The 17,626-nt window shown below is 69.0% G+C and carries 16 protein-coding genes; 7 read left to right on the top strand and 9 right to left on the bottom strand.

Annotated features, from left to right (window positions below):
- Positions 1-57: 57 nt before the first annotated feature.
- Positions 58-1,353: a nucleotide sugar dehydrogenase gene (locus BLW09_RS12780; protein WP_089913271.1), complete on the top strand. Its 1,296-nt coding sequence runs from the start codon at positions 58-60 to the stop codon at positions 1,351-1,353.
- Here BLW09_RS12780 and BLW09_RS12775 read toward each other — a convergent pair.
- Positions 1,326-2,855 carry a DUF2142 domain-containing protein gene (locus BLW09_RS12775; RefSeq protein WP_089913268.1) on the bottom strand — a complete coding sequence of 510 codons (1,530 nt, stop codon included), beginning with the start codon at positions 2,853-2,855 and terminating at the stop codon, positions 1,326-1,328. The genes BLW09_RS12780 and BLW09_RS12775 overlap by 28 nt on opposite strands.
- 73 nt (positions 2,856-2,928) lie before the next feature.
- Here BLW09_RS12775 and wecB point away from each other — a divergent pair, with 73 nt between their 5' ends.
- A complete protein-coding gene (gene wecB / locus BLW09_RS12770) occupies positions 2,929-3,984 on the top strand; it encodes a non-hydrolyzing UDP-N-acetylglucosamine 2-epimerase (RefSeq protein WP_089913265.1) in 1,056 nt (351 codons plus the stop codon).
- Here wecB and BLW09_RS12765 read toward each other — a convergent pair.
- The 5 genes from BLW09_RS12765 to BLW09_RS12745 form a co-directional block, all read right to left on the bottom strand.
- Positions 3,968-5,128 carry a glycosyltransferase family 4 protein gene (locus BLW09_RS12765; protein ID WP_269457911.1) on the bottom strand — a complete coding sequence of 387 codons (1,161 nt, stop codon included), beginning with the start codon at positions 5,126-5,128 and terminating at the stop codon, positions 3,968-3,970. The genes wecB and BLW09_RS12765 overlap by 17 nt on opposite strands.
- 14 nt (positions 5,129-5,142) lie before the next feature.
- Positions 5,143-6,138, bottom strand: coding sequence for a Gfo/Idh/MocA family protein (locus BLW09_RS12760; RefSeq protein ID WP_089913262.1), 996 nt, complete (start codon positions 6,136-6,138; stop codon positions 5,143-5,145).
- Positions 6,135-7,229, bottom strand: coding sequence for a DegT/DnrJ/EryC1/StrS family aminotransferase (locus BLW09_RS12755; protein ID WP_089913259.1), 1,095 nt, complete (start codon positions 7,227-7,229; stop codon positions 6,135-6,137). The genes BLW09_RS12760 and BLW09_RS12755 overlap by 4 nt, the downstream gene beginning before the upstream one ends.
- Positions 7,226-7,789: an acyltransferase gene (locus tag BLW09_RS12750; RefSeq protein ID WP_442911275.1), complete on the bottom strand. Its 564-nt coding sequence runs from the start codon at positions 7,787-7,789 to the stop codon at positions 7,226-7,228. Before BLW09_RS12750 ends, BLW09_RS12755 begins: the two co-directional genes overlap by 4 nt.
- A 121-nt stretch (positions 7,790-7,910) precedes the next feature.
- Positions 7,911-9,350: a lipopolysaccharide biosynthesis protein gene (locus BLW09_RS12745; RefSeq protein ID WP_157696938.1), complete on the bottom strand. Its 1,440-nt coding sequence runs from the start codon at positions 9,348-9,350 to the stop codon at positions 7,911-7,913.
- Positions 9,351-9,432: 82 nt separating this feature from the next.
- On the opposite strand from BLW09_RS12745, the gene BLW09_RS12740 reads away from it, so the two are divergent.
- A complete protein-coding gene (locus BLW09_RS12740) occupies positions 9,433-10,113 on the top strand; it encodes a glycosyltransferase family 2 protein (protein ID WP_197682057.1) in 681 nt (226 codons plus the stop codon).
- Positions 10,114-10,124: 11 nt separating this feature from the next.
- Positions 10,125-10,532 carry a DUF2304 domain-containing protein gene (locus BLW09_RS12735; protein ID WP_089913246.1) on the top strand — a complete coding sequence of 136 codons (408 nt, stop codon included), beginning with the start codon at positions 10,125-10,127 and terminating at the stop codon, positions 10,530-10,532.
- Here BLW09_RS12735 and BLW09_RS12730 read toward each other — a convergent pair.
- Positions 10,518-11,915: a glycosyltransferase family 39 protein gene (locus BLW09_RS12730; RefSeq protein WP_089913243.1), complete on the bottom strand. Its 1,398-nt coding sequence runs from the start codon at positions 11,913-11,915 to the stop codon at positions 10,518-10,520. The two genes, BLW09_RS12735 and BLW09_RS12730, sit on opposite strands and share 15 nt — an antisense overlap.
- 84 nt (positions 11,916-11,999) lie before the next feature.
- Between BLW09_RS12730 and galE the strand changes: the two genes are divergently transcribed.
- The gene (galE, locus tag BLW09_RS12725; RefSeq protein WP_089913239.1) at positions 12,000-12,980 is read left to right on the top strand and encodes a UDP-glucose 4-epimerase GalE; all 981 of its coding nucleotides are present in this window, start codon (positions 12,000-12,002) and stop codon (positions 12,978-12,980) included.
- The gene (locus BLW09_RS12720) at positions 12,973-13,941 is read left to right on the top strand and encodes a glycosyltransferase family 2 protein (protein ID WP_089916862.1); all 969 of its coding nucleotides are present in this window, start codon (positions 12,973-12,975) and stop codon (positions 13,939-13,941) included. The genes galE and BLW09_RS12720 overlap by 8 nt, the downstream gene beginning before the upstream one ends.
- Positions 13,942-13,961: 20 nt before the next feature.
- Here the strand turns inward: BLW09_RS12720 and BLW09_RS12715 are convergent, their stop codons facing one another.
- Positions 13,962-14,846, bottom strand: a complete 885-nt coding sequence (locus BLW09_RS12715; protein WP_089913236.1) for a glycosyltransferase family 2 protein — start codon at positions 14,844-14,846, stop codon at positions 13,962-13,964.
- Between the two features lie 209 nt (positions 14,847-15,055).
- Between BLW09_RS12715 and BLW09_RS12710 the strand changes: the two genes are divergently transcribed.
- Complete coding sequence (locus tag BLW09_RS12710) at positions 15,056-16,240, top strand: lipopolysaccharide biosynthesis protein (RefSeq protein WP_089916859.1); 1,185 nt, start codon at positions 15,056-15,058, stop codon at positions 16,238-16,240.
- Positions 16,241-16,333: 93 nt separating this feature from the next.
- Here BLW09_RS12710 and BLW09_RS12705 read toward each other — a convergent pair whose 3' ends face one another.
- Positions 16,334-17,623, bottom strand: a complete 1,290-nt coding sequence (locus BLW09_RS12705; protein ID WP_089913232.1) for an O-antigen ligase family protein — start codon at positions 17,621-17,623, stop codon at positions 16,334-16,336.
- Positions 17,624-17,626: the final 3 nt, after the last annotated feature.

Here is a 17,626-nt window from a genome sequence, read left to right as displayed (position 1 = left end):
GTGGGGCGCCGGTCCCGATCCGTCATCGAGGAGGCCGGCGCATAGAATCGGAGGATCATGAGAATCTCCGTCGTCGCCCTCGGAAAGATCGGACTGCCTCTCGCGGTCCAATACGCCTCGAAAGGCCACGATGTGATCGGCGTCGACGTCAACCCCGCCGTCGTCGCCGCGGTCAACGACGCGGTCGAGCCGTTCCCGGGGGAGGCCGAGCTCGATGTCCGGCTGCGCGATGCGGTCGGGTCTGGTCGGCTTCGCGCCACGACCGACTACGCCGAGGCGATTCCCGGCTCCGATGTCGTCGTGATCGTCGTTCCCCTGTTCGTCGACGAGGAGGCCCGCCCCGACTGGGCGTGGATGGATTCGGCCACCGAGTCGGTCGGCCGCCTGCTGGAGCCCGGTACGCTGGTGTCGTACGAGACGACGCTGCCGGTGGGCACCACACGCACGCGGTGGGCGCCGCAGCTGGCGGCGCTGTCCGGTCTCCGCGAGGGCGACGACTTCCACGTCGTGTTCTCACCGGAGCGCGTGCTGTCCGGCCGCGTCTTCGCCGATCTCCGCCGCTACCCGAAGCTGGTCGGTGGCCTGAGCGAGGCCGGCGCGGCCCGCGCGGTCGCGTTCTACGAGGCCGTGCTCGATTTCGACGACCGCGGCGACCTCGACCGCCCGAACGGAGTCTGGGACCTCGGCTCGGCCGAGGCTTCCGAGTTCGCCAAGCTCGCGGAGACCACCTACCGTGACGTCAACATCGCGCTCGCGAACCAGTTCGCACGGTTTGCCGAGCGCTCGGGCATTGACGTGTACCAGGTCATCGAGGCGTCGAATTCACAGCCGTACAGCCATATCCACCGGCCCGGGATCGCGGTCGGCGGCCATTGCATCCCCGTCTACCCGAGGCTGTACCTGTGGAACGATCCCGAGGCGACGGTGGTCCGGACAGCCCGTGAGGCGAATGCCTCCATGCCCTCGCATGCCGTCGACCTCCTCGAGGGGGAGCTCGGCGGTTCTCTTGCGGGCGTACGCGTTGCCGTGATGGGAGCCGCCTACCGCGGCGGGGTGAAGGAGACCGCCTTCTCCGGGGTCTTCCCGACCGTGGAGGAGCTTGCGCACCGGGGCGCCGTGCCGGTGGTGCACGACCCGCTCTACAGCGACGAGGAGCTCCAGAGTCTCGGCTTCGCGCCGTATCGCACCGGCGAGGATGTGGACGCGGTGATCTTCCAGACGGACCATGCGGAGTACCGGACGATCGGCGCGGCCGATGTGCCCGGCGTGCGCGCCGTCGTGGACGGGCGACGGATCAGCTCGCGGGCCGCATGGCCGGACGCTGCCTACCGCGTGATCGGCACCGGCGTCTGATCCACGGTCCGGGCGGCCTCGGCGTCGTCCCTCGTGACCGTCGACCAGAGCGCCAGGCCGACAGCCCCGGCGAAGGCGATCGCCCCGACGACCCATACCATCATCGGAGAGACCGCGCCGAGCCACCACTGGTTGACGTCGTGGTTGAGGTTCGGATCCACGATCGGCTCCCAGGTGATGTAGCGACGCAGGTTGACGTGTAGCGCCACGGTGTTCGCGACGGCCAGGGCGGCCGCCACAGCGACGACCTGGAAACGGGTGAACCGCAGTGCGCGCGGCGACTCCTGCAGCAGAGCGAACCCGGCGAACATGATGAGCAGCGGAAGAATGTATCGGGGCTGCACCTCGTCGCCCACCGTGGCGCGTCCGGCGTAGAGCACATAGCTGGGCACCACGACAAGAGCGGCTCCGGAGACGAGCATCGCGAGCAGCTTCCTCACACTGAACGACGCTGCGCCGGCGAAGAGCCCCGCGCCGAACGCGGCGATGGCGAACGAGGGGACGGCGCCAGGCATGGCGGTGTCGAGCCAGCCGAGCTTCCACGTGCCGAGTGCGCCGAGCCACAGGCCCGGGAGCTCGATGAGATTGTTCCATAGCAGCTGGACGGTGCCCATGGTCTCCGTTTCGTGGCTCCCTGTGAGGCCGCCGCTGGAGCCGGACTGGCCGGACCCGAAGTAGAACAGCACCGCCAGCACGACGAGCGCGACCGGAAGCAGGCACTTCAGCGCGTACACCCGCGAGCGCCGCGCCTCGTACACCGCGACCGCGACCGCGGCGACACCGACGTACATCGCCGAATCGGCCCGGGAGCCGGCCCCGAGGAGCGCCGCGAAGACGGAGAGGGCTCCCAGGCCCCACATCCGCGGGCCCGCCGTCTCGAAGAACCCGACCAGCGAGATCCACACCGATCCGCCGGCGATCACGGCCCAAGAGCTCGGGTTGTTCGACGCGATCAGGAACATCCCGAGGGGGACCACCGTAATCGACCACATCCACAGGAGGGTGGCCCGGCGGACCGCGGGAAGCAGTAGATAGAGGAGCACCCCGACGGCGACGAACAGCAGCACGTTGAACACACGCATCACCATGACCGACGCCAGGACGTCACCGGACGCGAAGACGCTGCTCACGGCGTAGTAGACCGGTGGGTACTGCCCCGTGTGGTTCCAGCGATCCGTCGCAACCATGACGGGGTGCGGTTTGCTCACCTCGGTGAGGGAGCAGCGAGCGTCCTGCAGGCTGGAGGTGCGGTTGCAGAGCGTCTCTGCGACGGCGTACGGCACCGATCGCTCATCGGGATGCCCCGCGACGGGGTCGCAGAGTCCGGCCCGTTCGCCCAGTCCGCACCACGTGCTGGCGAGATGGAAGTCGTCGTCGGGACTGCTTCCGATGGGTGACGACACGGCCCACGCCGACATGGCGAGGAACGCCAGGATCGGGACGAGCAGGATGAGTCGGAAGCGGAATTGTCGCTCGCGGACTGCAGGGTCGGCTGTGGACACCACGAAAGTCTATCGGCGGCCGCCTCCGGAGCCCGCGCGAAGGAGGCGAGCACCTCTCGTCTAGGCTGGGGGCATGCGTGTTCTGAGTGTCGTCGGAGCCCGGCCGCAGTTCGTCAAGCTCGCCCCGATCGCCCGCGCCTTCGCAGGCGAGGTCGACCACGTGGTCGTCCACACCGGTCAGCACTATGACGAGCTCTTGTCCGACGTGTTCTTCCGCGACCTCGGCATCCCCGCACCTCAGGTGAACCTGGCGATCGGTTCCGGGAGTCACGGCGCCCAGACCGGTGCGATGCTGACGGAGCTCGAGCCCGTTCTCGAGCGGTTCAGGCCCGACTGGGTGCTCGTGTACGGCGATACCAACTCGACGCTCGCGGCGGCGGTCGCCTCCGTCAAGCTGGGGCTGCCTCTGGCGCACCTGGAGGCGGGTCTCCGCTCCTTCAATCGCGCGATGCCCGAGGAGCACAACCGCGTGCTCACCGACCACGCTGCGGACCTCCTGCTCGCGCCCACCGAGGTGGCCGTCGGCCACCTGCGCGATGAGGGCCTCGCCGACAGGACGCTGCTGGTCGGCGATGTGATGACGGACGTGCTTCTGCAGGTCCGCGATCAGCAGCGTGACGCCGCCCCGGTCTTCCCCGAGTACGGCGAAGGGGAGTACTACGTCGCGACGCTCCACCGCCCTGCCAACACCGATGACCCGGCACGGCTTGCATCCATCCTCACGCAGTTGTCGCTTCTCGCCAGGCCGGTCATCCTGCTCGCGCACCCGCGGCTCCGTGCTGCTGCAGACGTAGCCGGTGTGCGTCTCGATCAGGGCGCGATCGACGTCCGCGACCCGCTGGCCTATCCCGACCTGGTCTCGGTCGTCGCCCGCAGCGCAGGCGTCATAACCGACTCCGGCGGACTGCAGAAGGAGGCGTTCCTGCTGCGAGTCCCGTGTACGACGGTGCGCAGTGAGACGGAGTGGGTGGAGACCATCGACCTTGGCTGGAACGTCCTGGCCGATGGCGATCTCTCCACGCTGCGTGGCATCGTCGAGCGCGATCGTCCCGCACCGACGGACGCAGCCCCCTATGGCGACGGCCATGCGGCCGAGCGCGTTCTGGAGGCGCTCAGCTCCCGCGCTTGAGTGTTCGGAGGGCCGTCCGGGCGCCGAACAGTCCGATGGCGAGCAACGAGGCGTTCTCGCTGACCCAGCGGCTTCGCTCCGCGGCCCGCTCGGCGCGCACGCCGGAGGCTTCGTCCCGGGCTGCGGCGATCATTGCCTGGGCGACCGCCTCGCTGTCGTAGTCGGCGCGCCAGCCGAGGCCGTTCTCGTCCACGAGCGATGCCCCGGCTCCGACGCCTGCGAAGATCACGGGTGTGCCACACGCGGCGGCGGCGTAGATCTTGGTCGGCTTCGCGAAGTCGTAGCCGACGCCCGGCGTGATGCTCGCGAGCGCGGCTGTGGCTCCCCGCAGCTGCTGCGCGGCCTCACGTGGTGGGATCACCCCGCCGAAGTGGACGGCGTCGCCCACCAGACGCTCGGCGAGCTGACGCGTCGACTCCTCCTCCACCCCCTGCCCGAAGAACAAGATCCGCGCCTCCGGGAACTCTTCGTGGACGCGGGGGAGGGCCTCGACGAAGATCGCAGGCGTCTGCCATTCGGACATCGAGCCGGTGTAGACGAACGTGGGCCGAACGCCTTCGGCGGCCGCGCCGTCCAGGCGGAAGATCTCGGTGTCGACGCCGTTGCCGACGGTCACGATGCGGTCGAGCGGGATTCCGAACTCCGTCGCCCGCTCGGCGACGCCGTCCGACACCGCGAGAACCATAGCGGCGCGGCGGAGGGAGAACGACTCGAGCGCACGCATGAGTGCGATCACGAAGCGGGGCGCGCCGAGGGCGATCACGCCGTCCGTCCAGATGTCCGCCGCGTAGTGCACGAACGGACGGCGGCGGAGCCAGGACGTGAGCGCGACGACGACCCCCGTTGTCGGCGGCGGCTCTGAGATCACCAGATCCGCGCGCGCGAAGAGGAGCCGGAAGAACAGGGGGACGTCGAAGCTCAGGTACTGCAGATAGCCGCGGACGTTGCCGCCTGCATCGCGCAGCACGGGGAAACGGGACACCCGGACGCCGGGATCGGAACTGGCGCGTGGGGCCGACTTCGGGGGCCGCGTGGTCAGTACGCGGACCTGTGCGCCGACTTGTACCATGCCGCGGGCGAGAGCACGCAACCGGAACGCGGCGGCGGCTACCTCCGGGGCGTAGAGACGGGTCGCGAGGATCACGCGGGGCGGGCGCGTCACCGTTCGACCTTCACCGATTCGGACGATGCGGCGGAACGCAGCATGGCCTCCGCCACCCGTACGTTCTCCAAGCCCTCCGTCATCGTCACGATGTCCGAGCTCTCGCCCAGGATCGCGTCCCGGAAGGCCTCGTGCTCGAGCCGCAGGGGCTCGCGCTTGTTGAGGGCGAAGCGCGTCACCGACCCCTCGGAGACACCGCGGAACGCCATCACGGACTCCCATTCGAGCGCGAGCGTGCCGTTCTCGAAGAACGTGAGGTCGCCGCTCACGGTGTCGGCGACGAACGCTCCACGCTCGCCTGTGACCACGGTCGTGCGCTCTTTCATCGGGGAGAGCCAGTTGACGAGGTGATTGGTGATGACGCCGCTGTCCAGACGCGCCGTGGCTGTGACCATGTCCTCGTGGGCGCGCCCGCTGCGGGAGGCCGTCAGCGCGGCGACGGTCTCGAAGCGGCTGTGCGCCAGCCACGCGGTCGCGTCGATGTCATGCGTCGCGAGATCCTTCACCACCCCGACATCGGCGATCCGCGCCGGGAACGGACCCTGTCGTCGCGTCGCGATCTGGTACACGTCGCCGAGATCGCCGGCGTCGATCCGCTCGCGCAGGCTCTGCAGCGCCGGGTTATAGCGCTCGATGTGGCCGACGGCCCCCACCAAACCCGCGTCGTCGAACGCGCGCGCCACCCGGGTGCCCGACGGGCTGTCGGCGGTGAGCGGCTTCTCGACCAGGGTGTGGATGCCGGCCTCTGCGAGCTCCAGAGCGATCGCCTCGTGCGCCTGCGTGGGAACGGAGACGACTGCGGCGTCGATGCCGGATTCGATGAGGGCAGCGACCGAGGCGCGCAACGGGGCATTCCCGGCGACCCCGCGCGGGTCGCCGGCCTCGTCGACGACGCCGGCGAGCGTGATGCCGTGGGTCTCCGCGATCACTCTGGCGTGGTGGCGGCCCATCATGCCGAGGCCGATGAGTCCGTAGCGCAGCTCGTCCGTCATCCGCCCGCCCCCGCGAGCGCGTTGACCGCCGCCACGATGCGGTCGAGTTCCGAATCCGTCAGGGACGGGTGGACCGGAAGCGAGAGCACGTCCGCCGCGGCACGCTCGGTCTCGGGGAGGTGCTCCGTCCGGTCGAACGACGGAAGACGGTGGTTGGGCACCGGGTAGTACACGCCCGATCCGATCCCGTACTCATCGCGGAGCGCCCGGGCGAACCCGTCGCGGTCGTCGGTGACCCGGATCGTGTACTGGTGGTAGACATGCGTGGCGCCCGGGCGCACCGGCGGGATCGCGACTCCTCGAAGCTCCGCGTCGAACCGTGCGGCGTTGCGGCGACGCAGGCCGGTCCACTCGGCCACCTTGGTGAGCTGGACCCGGCCGATCGCCGCGTGCAGATCGGTCATCCGTGCGTTGAACCCGACGATCTCGTTGTGGTACTGGCGCTCCATGCCCTGATTGCGCAGCAGCCGGAGGGTCCGGTGCAGGTCGCCGTCGGTGGACACCATGCCGCCCTCTCCCGACGTCATGTTCTTGGTCGGGTAGAGGCTGAAGACGCCGAAGAGGCCGAAGCTGCCGACAGGCCGTCCGTCGAGCGTCGCGCCGTGGGCCTGGGCGGCGTCCTCGAACAGAGCCAGGCCGTGCCGGCTCGCGAGTTCGCCGAGGCCGTGCATGTCTGCGGGCTGCCCGTAGAGGTGGACAGGCATGATTCCCGCCGTGCGCTCCGTGAGGACCGACGCCACGGCGGCCGGATCGAGGGTGAACGTATCGGACTCGATGTCGGCGAAGACAGGGGTCGCTCCGGTGAGGGCGACCGAGTTGGCGGTCGCGGCGAACGTGAACGAGGGCACGACCACCTCGTCGCCCGGCCCGATGCCGGCGGCGAGGAGCCCGAGATGGAGCCCGGAAGTGCCCGAGTTCACGGCGACAGTCGGCCGCCCGGCGACCAGCGAATCTGCGAACTCGCTCTCGAAGGCCGCCACCTCGGCGCCCTGCGCGAGCATGCCCGAGGCGAGCACGGCGTCGACCGCCGCTCGCTCCTCCGCGCCGATGATCGGGCGCGCTGCGGGGATGAAGTCGTCAGGCGCGCTCACTCCGCGACCTCCACGAGGGTTCCGCCGCTCTCCCGGTAACGGTCGCCGGTCTGCGGACACAACCACCCGTCTCCATCCTGTCTCAGTCGCACCCCGGCGCGGCCCACCCAGCCGATGCGTCGTGCCGGAACGCCCGCCACGAGAGCGAAGTCGGGCACGTCGTCAACCACGACCGCCCCGGCCGCCACGAGCGCCCAGCGCCCCACGGTCACAGGCGCGACGCAGACCGACCTGGCGCCGATCGAGGCGCCCTCACGCACGGTGACGCCCACTGCATCCCAGTCGGCGGTCGTCTTCGCCGCGCCGTCCGGTGTGACTGCGCGCGGGTGGGTATCGTTCGTGAAGACCACCGCGGGGCCGACGAAGACACCGTCCTCGAGCACGGCGGGCTCGTAGACCAGCGCGTAGTTCTGGATCTTGCACCGATTGCCGATTCGTACGCCCGCGCCGATGTAGGCGCCGCGCCCCACGATGCACTCGCGGCCGAGGACGGCCGATTCGCGGATCTGAGCGAGATGCCAGATCTTCGTATCACTGCCGAGCGATGCATCCGGCGACACGTCAGCTCCGGTCGCGACGAATACCAAGGGGGGTCCTCTCCCGGGGGTCAGGCTGAGAGTTCCTATTGAAACTATCACGCCGGTCCCCCTGGGAAGACCGGAGAAACCTATGGATCGACCCTCAACCGCTCAGCTGTTTTCGCAGCAGCAACCACTCCGGAAGCATGAGAACGAGCCACACCAGGACGAAGCAAAGCGCCGCCAGGACGTCCACGAGGAGACCCTGTCCGAAGGCGCGGGTCACCGCGACGAGCACGCCGACAGATATCGCGCCGGCGACGAGACGCAGGGCCAGGCCCAGCCACCGCATCCTGAAGCTCTTCCACACGACCACGATCGGCCCCAGCCCCGAGATGAGGGACGACACCAGGAAGCCGATCGCCACCCCGATGACCGACAGGTCGGGGATCAGGAGCGCCATGACCACCAGGCCGACGATCGCCCCGGCCACGCTCATCAGAGAAGGCACGCGCACCGTCGACCGCCGCCAGGTGAGGAGGACGGTGACCGCGGCGACGTTGAGACTCTGCACGAAGCTCGCGGCCATCAGGATCGGCAGGATCGTGCCCGCTCCGCTGAACGACTGCCCGAAGAGGATCTCCACGAGGGGGCGGGAGAGCACGACGAGGCCGCCGAAGGCGAGGCCGAGCACGGCGGTGAGACCGCGCATGGCCATGTCGGTCTGCCTGCGGAGGCTGTCGTGGTCCCTCCGCCCGACCGCGTGGGCCATCGTCGGAAGGATCGTGAGGCTCAGGATGGAGGAGATCATCGAGGCCGGTGTCGCGAGGCTGACGGCGGCCGCGTATTCGCCGGACTGCTCCGCAGTGCCGACCGACCGGGCGATCACCATACTGAGCTGGAGCAGGCCGCCGGTACTCAGCGCGCTGATGGAGCTCCACGCGATGAACGACACGATCTCGTTGCGCAGCTCGCGCCCGACGGGCGCGACGGCGGGACCGCTCCGCGGCCACCCGACGATGGCGTAGAGCGCGTAGGCGAACGTCAGCGGTAGGAGCAGCAGCGCGTTCCAGTGCAGGACGATGACCGCGATCAGCGACCCGAGGCCGAGGACCGTTGTGGCGATGTCCCAGAACAGCGAGCGGGAGATCCGTGCGGTCGCGAAGTACACACCCCGCACGTAGGTGTAGGTCGCGAGCGAGAACGCCAGGGCCGCGACCAGGACGGGCTCCGTCCACGATCCCGTGCCGAACAGCACGGCGGACGCGACGCCCGCGATCACCGCGAGCACCGCGGAGGTCACGAGCGTGAGCCGCGAGAGCAGGCGGGTGACCGACAGGGCGAGTTCCGGAGTGCCGGCGCCGTGGGAGCGGGCGATGAACGTCGAAGCCGCGGCGCCGGCGCCTGCGGGGAAGGCGAGCGCGAGGAACTGCGCGAGTGAGATCCCGCTGCTCGCAGCACCCAGCGCGGCCGGGCCGAGCGAGCGTCCGATGATCAGGCTGTAGAGGAAGCGGAAGACGCCCTGGACGGCCACACTTCCGGTCGAGAGGACCCCCCGGCGTGCGGCGGAGGGCTGCTTCCCTCCAGAGGCGGCTCCAGACACCGGATAAGGCTAGCAGCGCCCCTGCGGCTAAAATGGTGCTGCCGTTCACGGCGCCCACGCACATCTTCTCGAGGAGCCGACCATTTCCATCCCGATCGAGCAACGGACGTGGCTTGTCGTCCCGCTGTACAACGAAGCAACCGTCGTCCGCTCGGTCGTCGCCGAAGCGCGCTCGGTGTTCCCGAAGATCGTGTGCGTCGACGACGGCAGTTCCGACGCATCGGCGGCGGAGGCCCGCGCGGGCGGCGCGGTGGTCGTGCAGCATCCGATCAACCTCGGGCAGGGGGCGGCGATCCGCACGGGTCTCGATTACGCGCTCCAGGACCCGGGCGCCGACTACTTCGTGACCTTCGACTCCGACGGTCAGCACCGGGTGGAGGACGCCCTCACGATGGTGCGCATGCTCGATGAGGGCGACCTCGACGTCGTCGTCGGCTCGCGGTTCCTCGACGACCGCACCAAGGTGTCTGCCCTCAAACGCATCGTGCTCCGGATGGGGGTGGTGTTCGAGCGCATGAGCAGCGGGGTGCAGTTGACCGATGCCCACAACGGTCTCCGCGCGCTCAACAGGCACGCCGCCGAGGCGATCGTCATCGAGCAGAACCGCATGGCGCACGCCTCCGAGATCGTGGCCGAGATCGGCCGCAACGACCTGCGCTTCGCAGAGGCGCCCGTCCACGTGCTCTACACGGACTACTCGAAGTCCAAGGGGCAGTCCGTGTGGAACTCCGTCAACATCCTTTCCGATCTCTTCCTGAAGTAAAGCGGGACCCCATGGACACCGGCCAACTCGCCATCAAGATCCTCCTCATCGTCATCTTCGCCGCGTTCGCGGTGTTCCTCATGCTCCCGGGACGGGGGGCCCGCCACCTGGCCATCCGCCGTCTCACCATGCTCGCGCTGCTCGTGCTGCTGGTGCTCGCCGTCATCTTCCCGTCGACGGTGACCTCCGTAGCCCAGCTCCTGGGCGTCGGGCGCGGCACCGACCTGCTGCTCTATGCGCTCTTCGTGGTCTTCATCGGAAACTCGCTGCTCCAGCAGCGCCGTCACCGCAAGACTGAGCAGGAGATCACGCAGCTGGCCCGGCAGCTCGCCATCATGCGCGCACCGGACCCGGCGACGGTTGAACCTGTCTCGAGCGCTGCGGCTCCCGAGACCGACGGCGGTTCAGACGCGCGATAGCATCGCGGTCAGGATCAACATGGCGATGCCGAGCAGAACGGCGTAGCCCGTGATCACCCACGTCGCCCATCGGTTCCGGATCAGCAGGGCCGGCATGAGCAGGAACGCAGCCAGCAGGGGCGCCCCGTAGCGGGGCGGCAGCTGGAAATAGCTTCCGGTGGTGATCGTCAGCACGACCGCCAGCATCGGCGCGAACGCCACCGACGCGATGGCGGTCGCGAGCACGACCGGGCCGGTGCGACGGCGGCGGGCGAGTGCGGACCAGAAGGCGCCGAGCACACCGCCGATGCAGAGCCAGGACAGCGGCTCGACCGCCCAGTTGTAGATCGGCAGGGCGTACCCGCTGCCCCCGGTGATCCAGACGTTGGATGTCAGCGTCCCCGGCAAGAAGTTGATCAGCTGATTTGCGAGCTCCTTGAGGGCGAGGGGTCCGCCGAGGCCCTGATTGGCGGACGGACCCACCGCGATGGCCTTGTGGATCTGCAGCCAGACCAGCTGTGCGGCGACACCAGCCGCTACTGCGAGAACCGCGATCAGCGGCACGCCGAGCGATCGTCGCTCGACGAGGCCGGGGCGGTGCGTGCGCCACCCCTCGGTCCACCGGGTGCGGCGGAGCTCCCACAGCCACACGAACACCAGGTAGAGGGCGATCAGGCAGACGGCCAGGATGTTCGTCACCTTGAAGACGACCGCCGCCGCCGACATGCCCACGACCCACCAACCGCTTCCCTCGCCTCGCGCGAATCGGGTCGCGAGGAGCAGCAGCAGAGCCGCGAAGAAGACGGAGGGCGCATCCGTGCTGACGTAGGTGTACGTCCACCAGGCGAAGGGGGACACCATGAACGCGAGCCCGAGGGCGACGGTCACCGGTGCGGGGACGGAGAACTTCCGGAACAGCAGGAACAGCAGGACCATCGTGGCGGCCAGCCACAGGGCGCCGGTGAGACGCCACCCCGCCAGCTGGTCGACGCCGGGCACCAGATGGAGCGCGCCCCCGACGACCCACGTGACGACGAAGTAGGCCGGCGTGTAGGCATCGGCGGAGGTCTTGCCTGCGAAAGGGAACTTCGTGACGTCGCTGTAGCTCGACCCGCAGCGCGCCCCCATCGGGCCGTAGGGGTAGACGCCATGGCAGGCCATCCGGTCCAGGGCCTCGTGCCCGACGGTCTCGCCCTGATGCACCAGCAGCTCCGTGGGGACCTTGTCGAGGTAGTCGCTGTAGACCCACTCATCGATCGGCGAGAGGGAGTCGGAATGCATCAGCGTCGACGCGCCGCTGTACCCGAGCGCGACGACCACGAGCAGGACCGGGACCCAGAACCTCCGCAGCCACAGGGCGAACCGATTGCTTCGCGTGGACGGTTCCACGAGGGTCGACGTCATCTCCGGCGGTATCCTCTCCTGGTGCTGGGCCTCAGCAAGTGTAGCGGCCGCATATCGCGAGAACGGGTCTTCTAGACTGTCGGCATGAGAGTCCTGGTCACCGGCGGGGCCGGGTACATCGGCAGTCACGTCGTCCGGCAGCTGCTCGCACGCGAGAGCGAGGTGGTCGTCGTCGACGACCTGGTGACGGGCGACGAGCGCCGCATCCCCGGGGTGCCGGTGGTGCGAGCGGACCTCGCTGACACGGCCGAGATGCCGCGTCTGGTCCGTGCGCTCGACGGCGTCGACGCGGTGATCCACTTCGCCGCGCGAAAGCGCGTCGATGAGTCCGTGCTGCGGCCGGAGTGGTACTACCGGCAGAACGTCGGCGGCATGGCCAACCTGCTTTCGGCCATGGAGTCGGCGGGGGTCGATGCGATGGTCTTCTCGTCCTCCGCCGCCGTCTATGGCACCTCCGAGGGTGCGAGCATCCCGGAGTCCGCGCCCACGGAGCCCATCAGCCCGTACGGCCAGACGAAGCTCATCGGCGAGCGGATGCTGACCGACGTCGCGGCCGCCCGCGCCTTCCGGTCGGCGAGCCTGCGCTACTTCAATGTCGCGGGTGCCGGATCCCCCGAGCTCGGTGATACGGCCGTCCTCAACCTGGTACCGATGGTCTTCGAGAAGCTCGATGCCGGGAAGTCTCCCGTGATCTTCGGCGACGACTACCCGACCCCGGACGGCACCTGCATCCGCGATTACATCCACGTGAGCGACCTCGCCGCCGCCCACGTGGCGGCGCTCGACGCGATCGTGGAGGGCCGTATCGAGGGCAACCGCGCCTACAACATCGGAACGGGCGCGGGAAGCTCGGTCCGCGAGATGATGAGCGCGATCGCCGAAGCCTCCGGCATCCGGATCGAGCCGCGGATCGCGCCGCGGCGCGACGGCGACGCCGCCGTCGTCGTGGCCGACCCGTCACGCGCCCGCGATGAGCTCGGTTGGTCCGCGACGCGAGGGCTGCGCGACATCGTCATGTCGGCCTGGCGATCGCATGAGCTCCTCGTCGCCGGCGCACATGGCTGATCGGATCTCGGTCGCGCTCTGCACGCACAACGGCGCGGACTTCCTGCCCGCGCAACTCGCCTCCATCACGGCCCAGACGCGGCACGTGGACGAGATCGTCGTGTCCGACGACGCGTCGACGGACGCGACCAGGGCTATCCTCGACGAGTTCCGTGCCGCCGCGCCCGAGACGCTCGACGTCGTCCTGCTCGTCAACGAGGAGCCGCTCGGGGTCACGCGCAACTTCGAAACCGCCATCCAGGCGACCACCGGTGACCTCATCCTCCTCTGCGACCAAGACGACGTCTGGTCGCCGGGCAAGGTGGCGGAGCTCGAGCGTCTCCTCGCCGCGGAGGGCGCGCTCCTCGCCCACAGCGACGCCAGGATCGTGGACGGCACGGGCCGTCCGTCCGGGGCCACCCTCTTCGAGACGCTGGGGGTCGGGCGCGCAGAGCTCGAGGCGGAGGAGAGCGGCCGGGGGGATGAGGTGCTGCTGCGCAGGAACATCGTCACCGGTGCGACCTGCGCCCTGCGCCGTGAGCTCGCGGCGGAGGCGATGCCCTTCCCTGCATCATGGGTGCATGACGAGTGGCTTGCCATCTGGGCGGCGCTCGACGGCGGTCTGAGGGTGAGCAGGCAGACACTGACGGACTACCGTGTACACGGACGCAACCAGATCGGGGCGAGCAAGCTCACGGCGGAGTCGGCGGTCTCCCGGCTGCGTATGCCGCGTTCCGGGCGCAACGCCCGCCTGGCTGCCCGCGCGGAGGACCTGTTGGGGCGTTTCGCCGAGGCTCGGCCCGGCGACCCCAGGATCGCCGTCCTGCGCGACAAAGCCGAGCACGAGCGGGTCCGCTCCTCTTACCCTGCCCGTCGGGTCCGCCGAGTGGGCCCGGTGCTCCGGGAGCTCAGGACGGGGCGGTATTCCCGATTCGGGGGTGGCGCGCGCGATGTGCTGCGTGACCTCGTCCAGCCGGTCTGAGCAGCATCGCGCCGGCGGCGTCAGCTGCCGAAGACGTGGCGGAGCAGTGAGCGGACGTCCGCCCACTTCCGGTTGGTCATCGCGCCGAGCACCTTGGTGGCTGCGTTGAGTCTCGACGACATGTGGAACCGCGCGACCCGTGCCGCGTGGCGCCAGCCCGCGTCCGCCATGAGAGTGCGGGCGGAGGTGAAGAACGCGCGTTCCTCCGCGAACCGGGAGCCGTCCTTCGATGACCACGACGACACGCTCCCTGCGTGGCGGCGATAACGGAAGAGCAGGTCGGGCAGGACGACGAGGGAGCCGCCTCCGCGGATGATCTCGAGTTGGAGGGCCAGATCGAGGACGACCTCGAAGTCCGCCTCGAAGCCGTGCTGGCGGACGACGGACGTCTTCCAGCAGATGGAGGGGAAATAGGTCCAGTTGCCGCGGAGCAGGCTGCTCGCCAAGTCCTCGCCCGAGAGGACCGCCACCCCGCGCACCCGGGGCCGCGCGAGCCGCTTCACGCGGTCGGGGAGCGGCCGAGAGGGCGATCCGGTCCGATCGATGACCGTGACCCCTGGTTGGAAGTACGACACGGTCGGGTATTCCTCGACCGACTCCGACATCGACGCGACGTAGCCGGGCTCCAGCTCGTCGTCGCATCCCATGAGGACGAAGTACTCCGCCTCGACCAGGTCGAGACACTTGGTGAAGTTGCCTGCGACGCCCAGGTTGGTCTCGTTGCGGACGTATCGGATGCGGTCGTCGCCGAGCGAGCGCAGCCATTGCCCGGGTTCGGTGTCCGGGTAGACGTCGTCGACGACCACAAGGCGCCAGCGGGGATCGGTCTGGGCGACGACACTCTCGACTGCCGTACGGAAGAGCGCGGGGTCTCCGTAGAACGGCATCATGATGTCGATCGTCACTACTTCCAGGCTTTCGTCATAGGGTTGGCCCTGCCGCGAGCAGCGGCCGCCGTCCATCTTGTCATGTGACTAGGAGCTCCCCCATAACCGCATTCGAACAGTACAACGAGCCTCTCCCCGAGACCGACGATAGCGCAACGCGCGGCGGCTCCCGCTCCGTCCTTCTCATTCTCTCAGCGACCGTCGTGGCCGGGGTCGCAGGATACGTGGTGACCTGGCGGGTTTTCGTGGAGATCGGGGCGGCGGGGTACGGTCTTTTCTCAGTTTTCTGGTCCGCGCTGTTCCTCGTGGTCGGCATCCTCTTCGGTCTGCAGCAGGAGGCGACCCGCGTCGTGGCGCACCAGCGCGCGGCGCCCCTGGACCCTGGCAGCACCCGTTCGATCTGGCGCTTCGCCGCCGTCGTGTCCCTGGTGGTCGGTGCGGTGATCATGCTGCTCGCGCCGCTGTGGGCGGTGCCGAGCCTAGGGCAGGACCACAGTCAGCTCGCCTGGTTCGTCGCCGTGGGTGCAGCGATGAACGGTCTCGTGGCCGCTACGTCCGGCGTGCTGGCCGGTGCCGCCATGTGGCCACATCTGGCCGCAATCGTCGCACTCGACGGAGTCCTGCGCTTGACCTTCGTGCTCACCGTGTTGAGCTTCACGTCCGATGTCACTGCGCTGGCGGTCGCCGTCATCCTGCCGTTCCCGGTCTCGCTGCTCGTCGTCGGACTGGCGGGCGGCCGCCGGCTCATCGTCAGCGGTCAGGTCTCGGTGGCATACCGGCGGCTCGCTTCGAACAGCGCCAGAACGATGCTCGCTGCGGGTGCCACGGCCGTCCTCATCAACGGCTTCCCGTTGTTCCTCTCGTTCTTCGCTGGGCCGCAGAGCCACGCGCTCCTCGGCTCGCTCGTGCTCGCGGTCACCCTCACCAGGGCGCCGGTCCTCGTCCCCCTGATGGCGCTCTCCAGTTACCTGGTGAGTCGCTTCTCCCATCAGCCCGAGCGGGCGGGTCGGCTCGCCGCCGTACTTCTGGCCGGCCTCGCCGGACTCGTGGGCGTGCTCTGCCTCGGCACCTGGCTGTGGGGCGAGCCGGTCCTCCGCTGGATATTCGGTCCCACCTTCATCATCACGTCTGGCGTCCTGACGGCGCTCGTCGCGTCCTCCGGGATGATCGGTGCTCTCTTCGTCTCGGGATCCCTCGTCCTCTCGCGGGACCGCCACGGGCTCTACGCCGCAGGCTGGGTGGTCGCCTCCCTTGTCTCTCTGGGTGTGCTGTTCTTCCCGCTTCCCCTGCCAGAACGGACGGCGCTGTCGCTTGCGGCCGGGCCGTTGATCGGGCTGGCCATCCATCTCGTGGGCACGGCCGTACTACGTTCGGGCCGGGCACGCACCGGCCTCGAGGTCGGAGCGGGCTGACCGTCTGCGTCACGACCTGGCGGTGGACGTCCCGTCCTGTGCGTTGACGATGGGAGCCTCGCCTGCGGCCAACCCGCCGCCCCGGCGACGGCGTCACCTCGCGTCGCGGTGCGGCAGCCGCAGCCGCCAGCTCATCCCCTGGGACGCCTTGATCGTGCAGATGATCAGCAGCATCCAGCCGGACTCCACCAGGATCGAGCTCTCGAACACACTCGTGACGAGCAGGGCGACCAGTACGAGCGGGGCCCAGGCGTAGACGACGCTCCGACGATTGGATGCGAGGAGCCAGGAGCGGCTGAACGCCAGCGCGATCAGGACGATGAACAGCAGCAGACCGATGATGCCGACCTGGAGGTACACGTCCAGATAGGCGTTCAGGCCGTCGGAGTGGTAGACCCCGGTGTTCGCCTGGATCGCCGTGAACGGGTACAGGTCCGTCGGCCAGGCGCCGACCCAGCCCCATCCCACCGTCTGCTGCACCGGGATGAGCTCCCAGATCTGGATCCAGAGCTGGTAGCGCACCTGGAAGTCGGAGCGCGCGTTCAGGATGTCGATGACGCGTGTGCGGTAGATGTATGCGACGACGAGCACCGCGACCGTGAGGATGGCGAGCCCCCATTGGTAGTACGGCCGCTGCTGCGCCCGCGCCTTGCGCATCAGATACAGCGCAAGCGTGGCGAGCCCGACGACGACCGACACGGCGGCGATCACGGGGGAATGGGCGAGCAGGATGCACACGCCGGCGAGTGTGATGGAGTATGCGGCGACGGGCGGACGCACCGATCGGGTCCTCAGTTCGACGAGGAACGTCACGAACGCGATGAGGGCGACGATGCTGAGCTGGTTGCGGGTGCCGAACAGTCCCTGGATGGGACCGCCCAGCCCGATGTTGCCCTGGATGCCGAGGAAGCGGATGGGCACGTCGAGCAGCAGTCCGCTCAGCACCTCGAGCGAGAGCGAGAGGGTGAGCAGGAACCGCAGGGCATCGCCGACGACGCGGACGATCTGGATCGCGTCGCGCACGAGCGCGATGTAGACGGCGAGGAACGCGAAGATCAGCTGGTAGATCACCCCGGTGAGCGTCGCCCACTGATACTGGCTCCACAGGATCGAGGCGGCGCACCATCCGACGAACACCAGGGCCGAGATCGGGAGCAGGCCGTGCCACTCGATGAGCCGCCACTGCGCCGCGAACGACAGGGCGGCGAGCACCACAAGCACCGCGAGGGCGCCGATCAGTCCTGGCCAGCCGATGAGACCGCGGATGGCGTGGGTGGAGAAGCCGGTGATCACCGCGAGCAACGCCAGGGTGGAGGTGAAACGGGCGGAGCCGAGGAACTCGATGGCCGCGGGCGGCACCAGGGTTCGACGGGGCGTTGCCATGCT

Source organism: Leifsonia sp. 21MFCrub1.1, assembly GCF_900107895.1.
Taxonomy (GTDB): Bacteria; Actinomycetota; Actinomycetes; order Actinomycetales; family Microbacteriaceae; genus Leifsonia; species Leifsonia soli.
The sequence above is the reverse complement of the archived record's forward strand: the minus strand, read 5'-3'. Positions and strand labels throughout refer to the sequence as shown.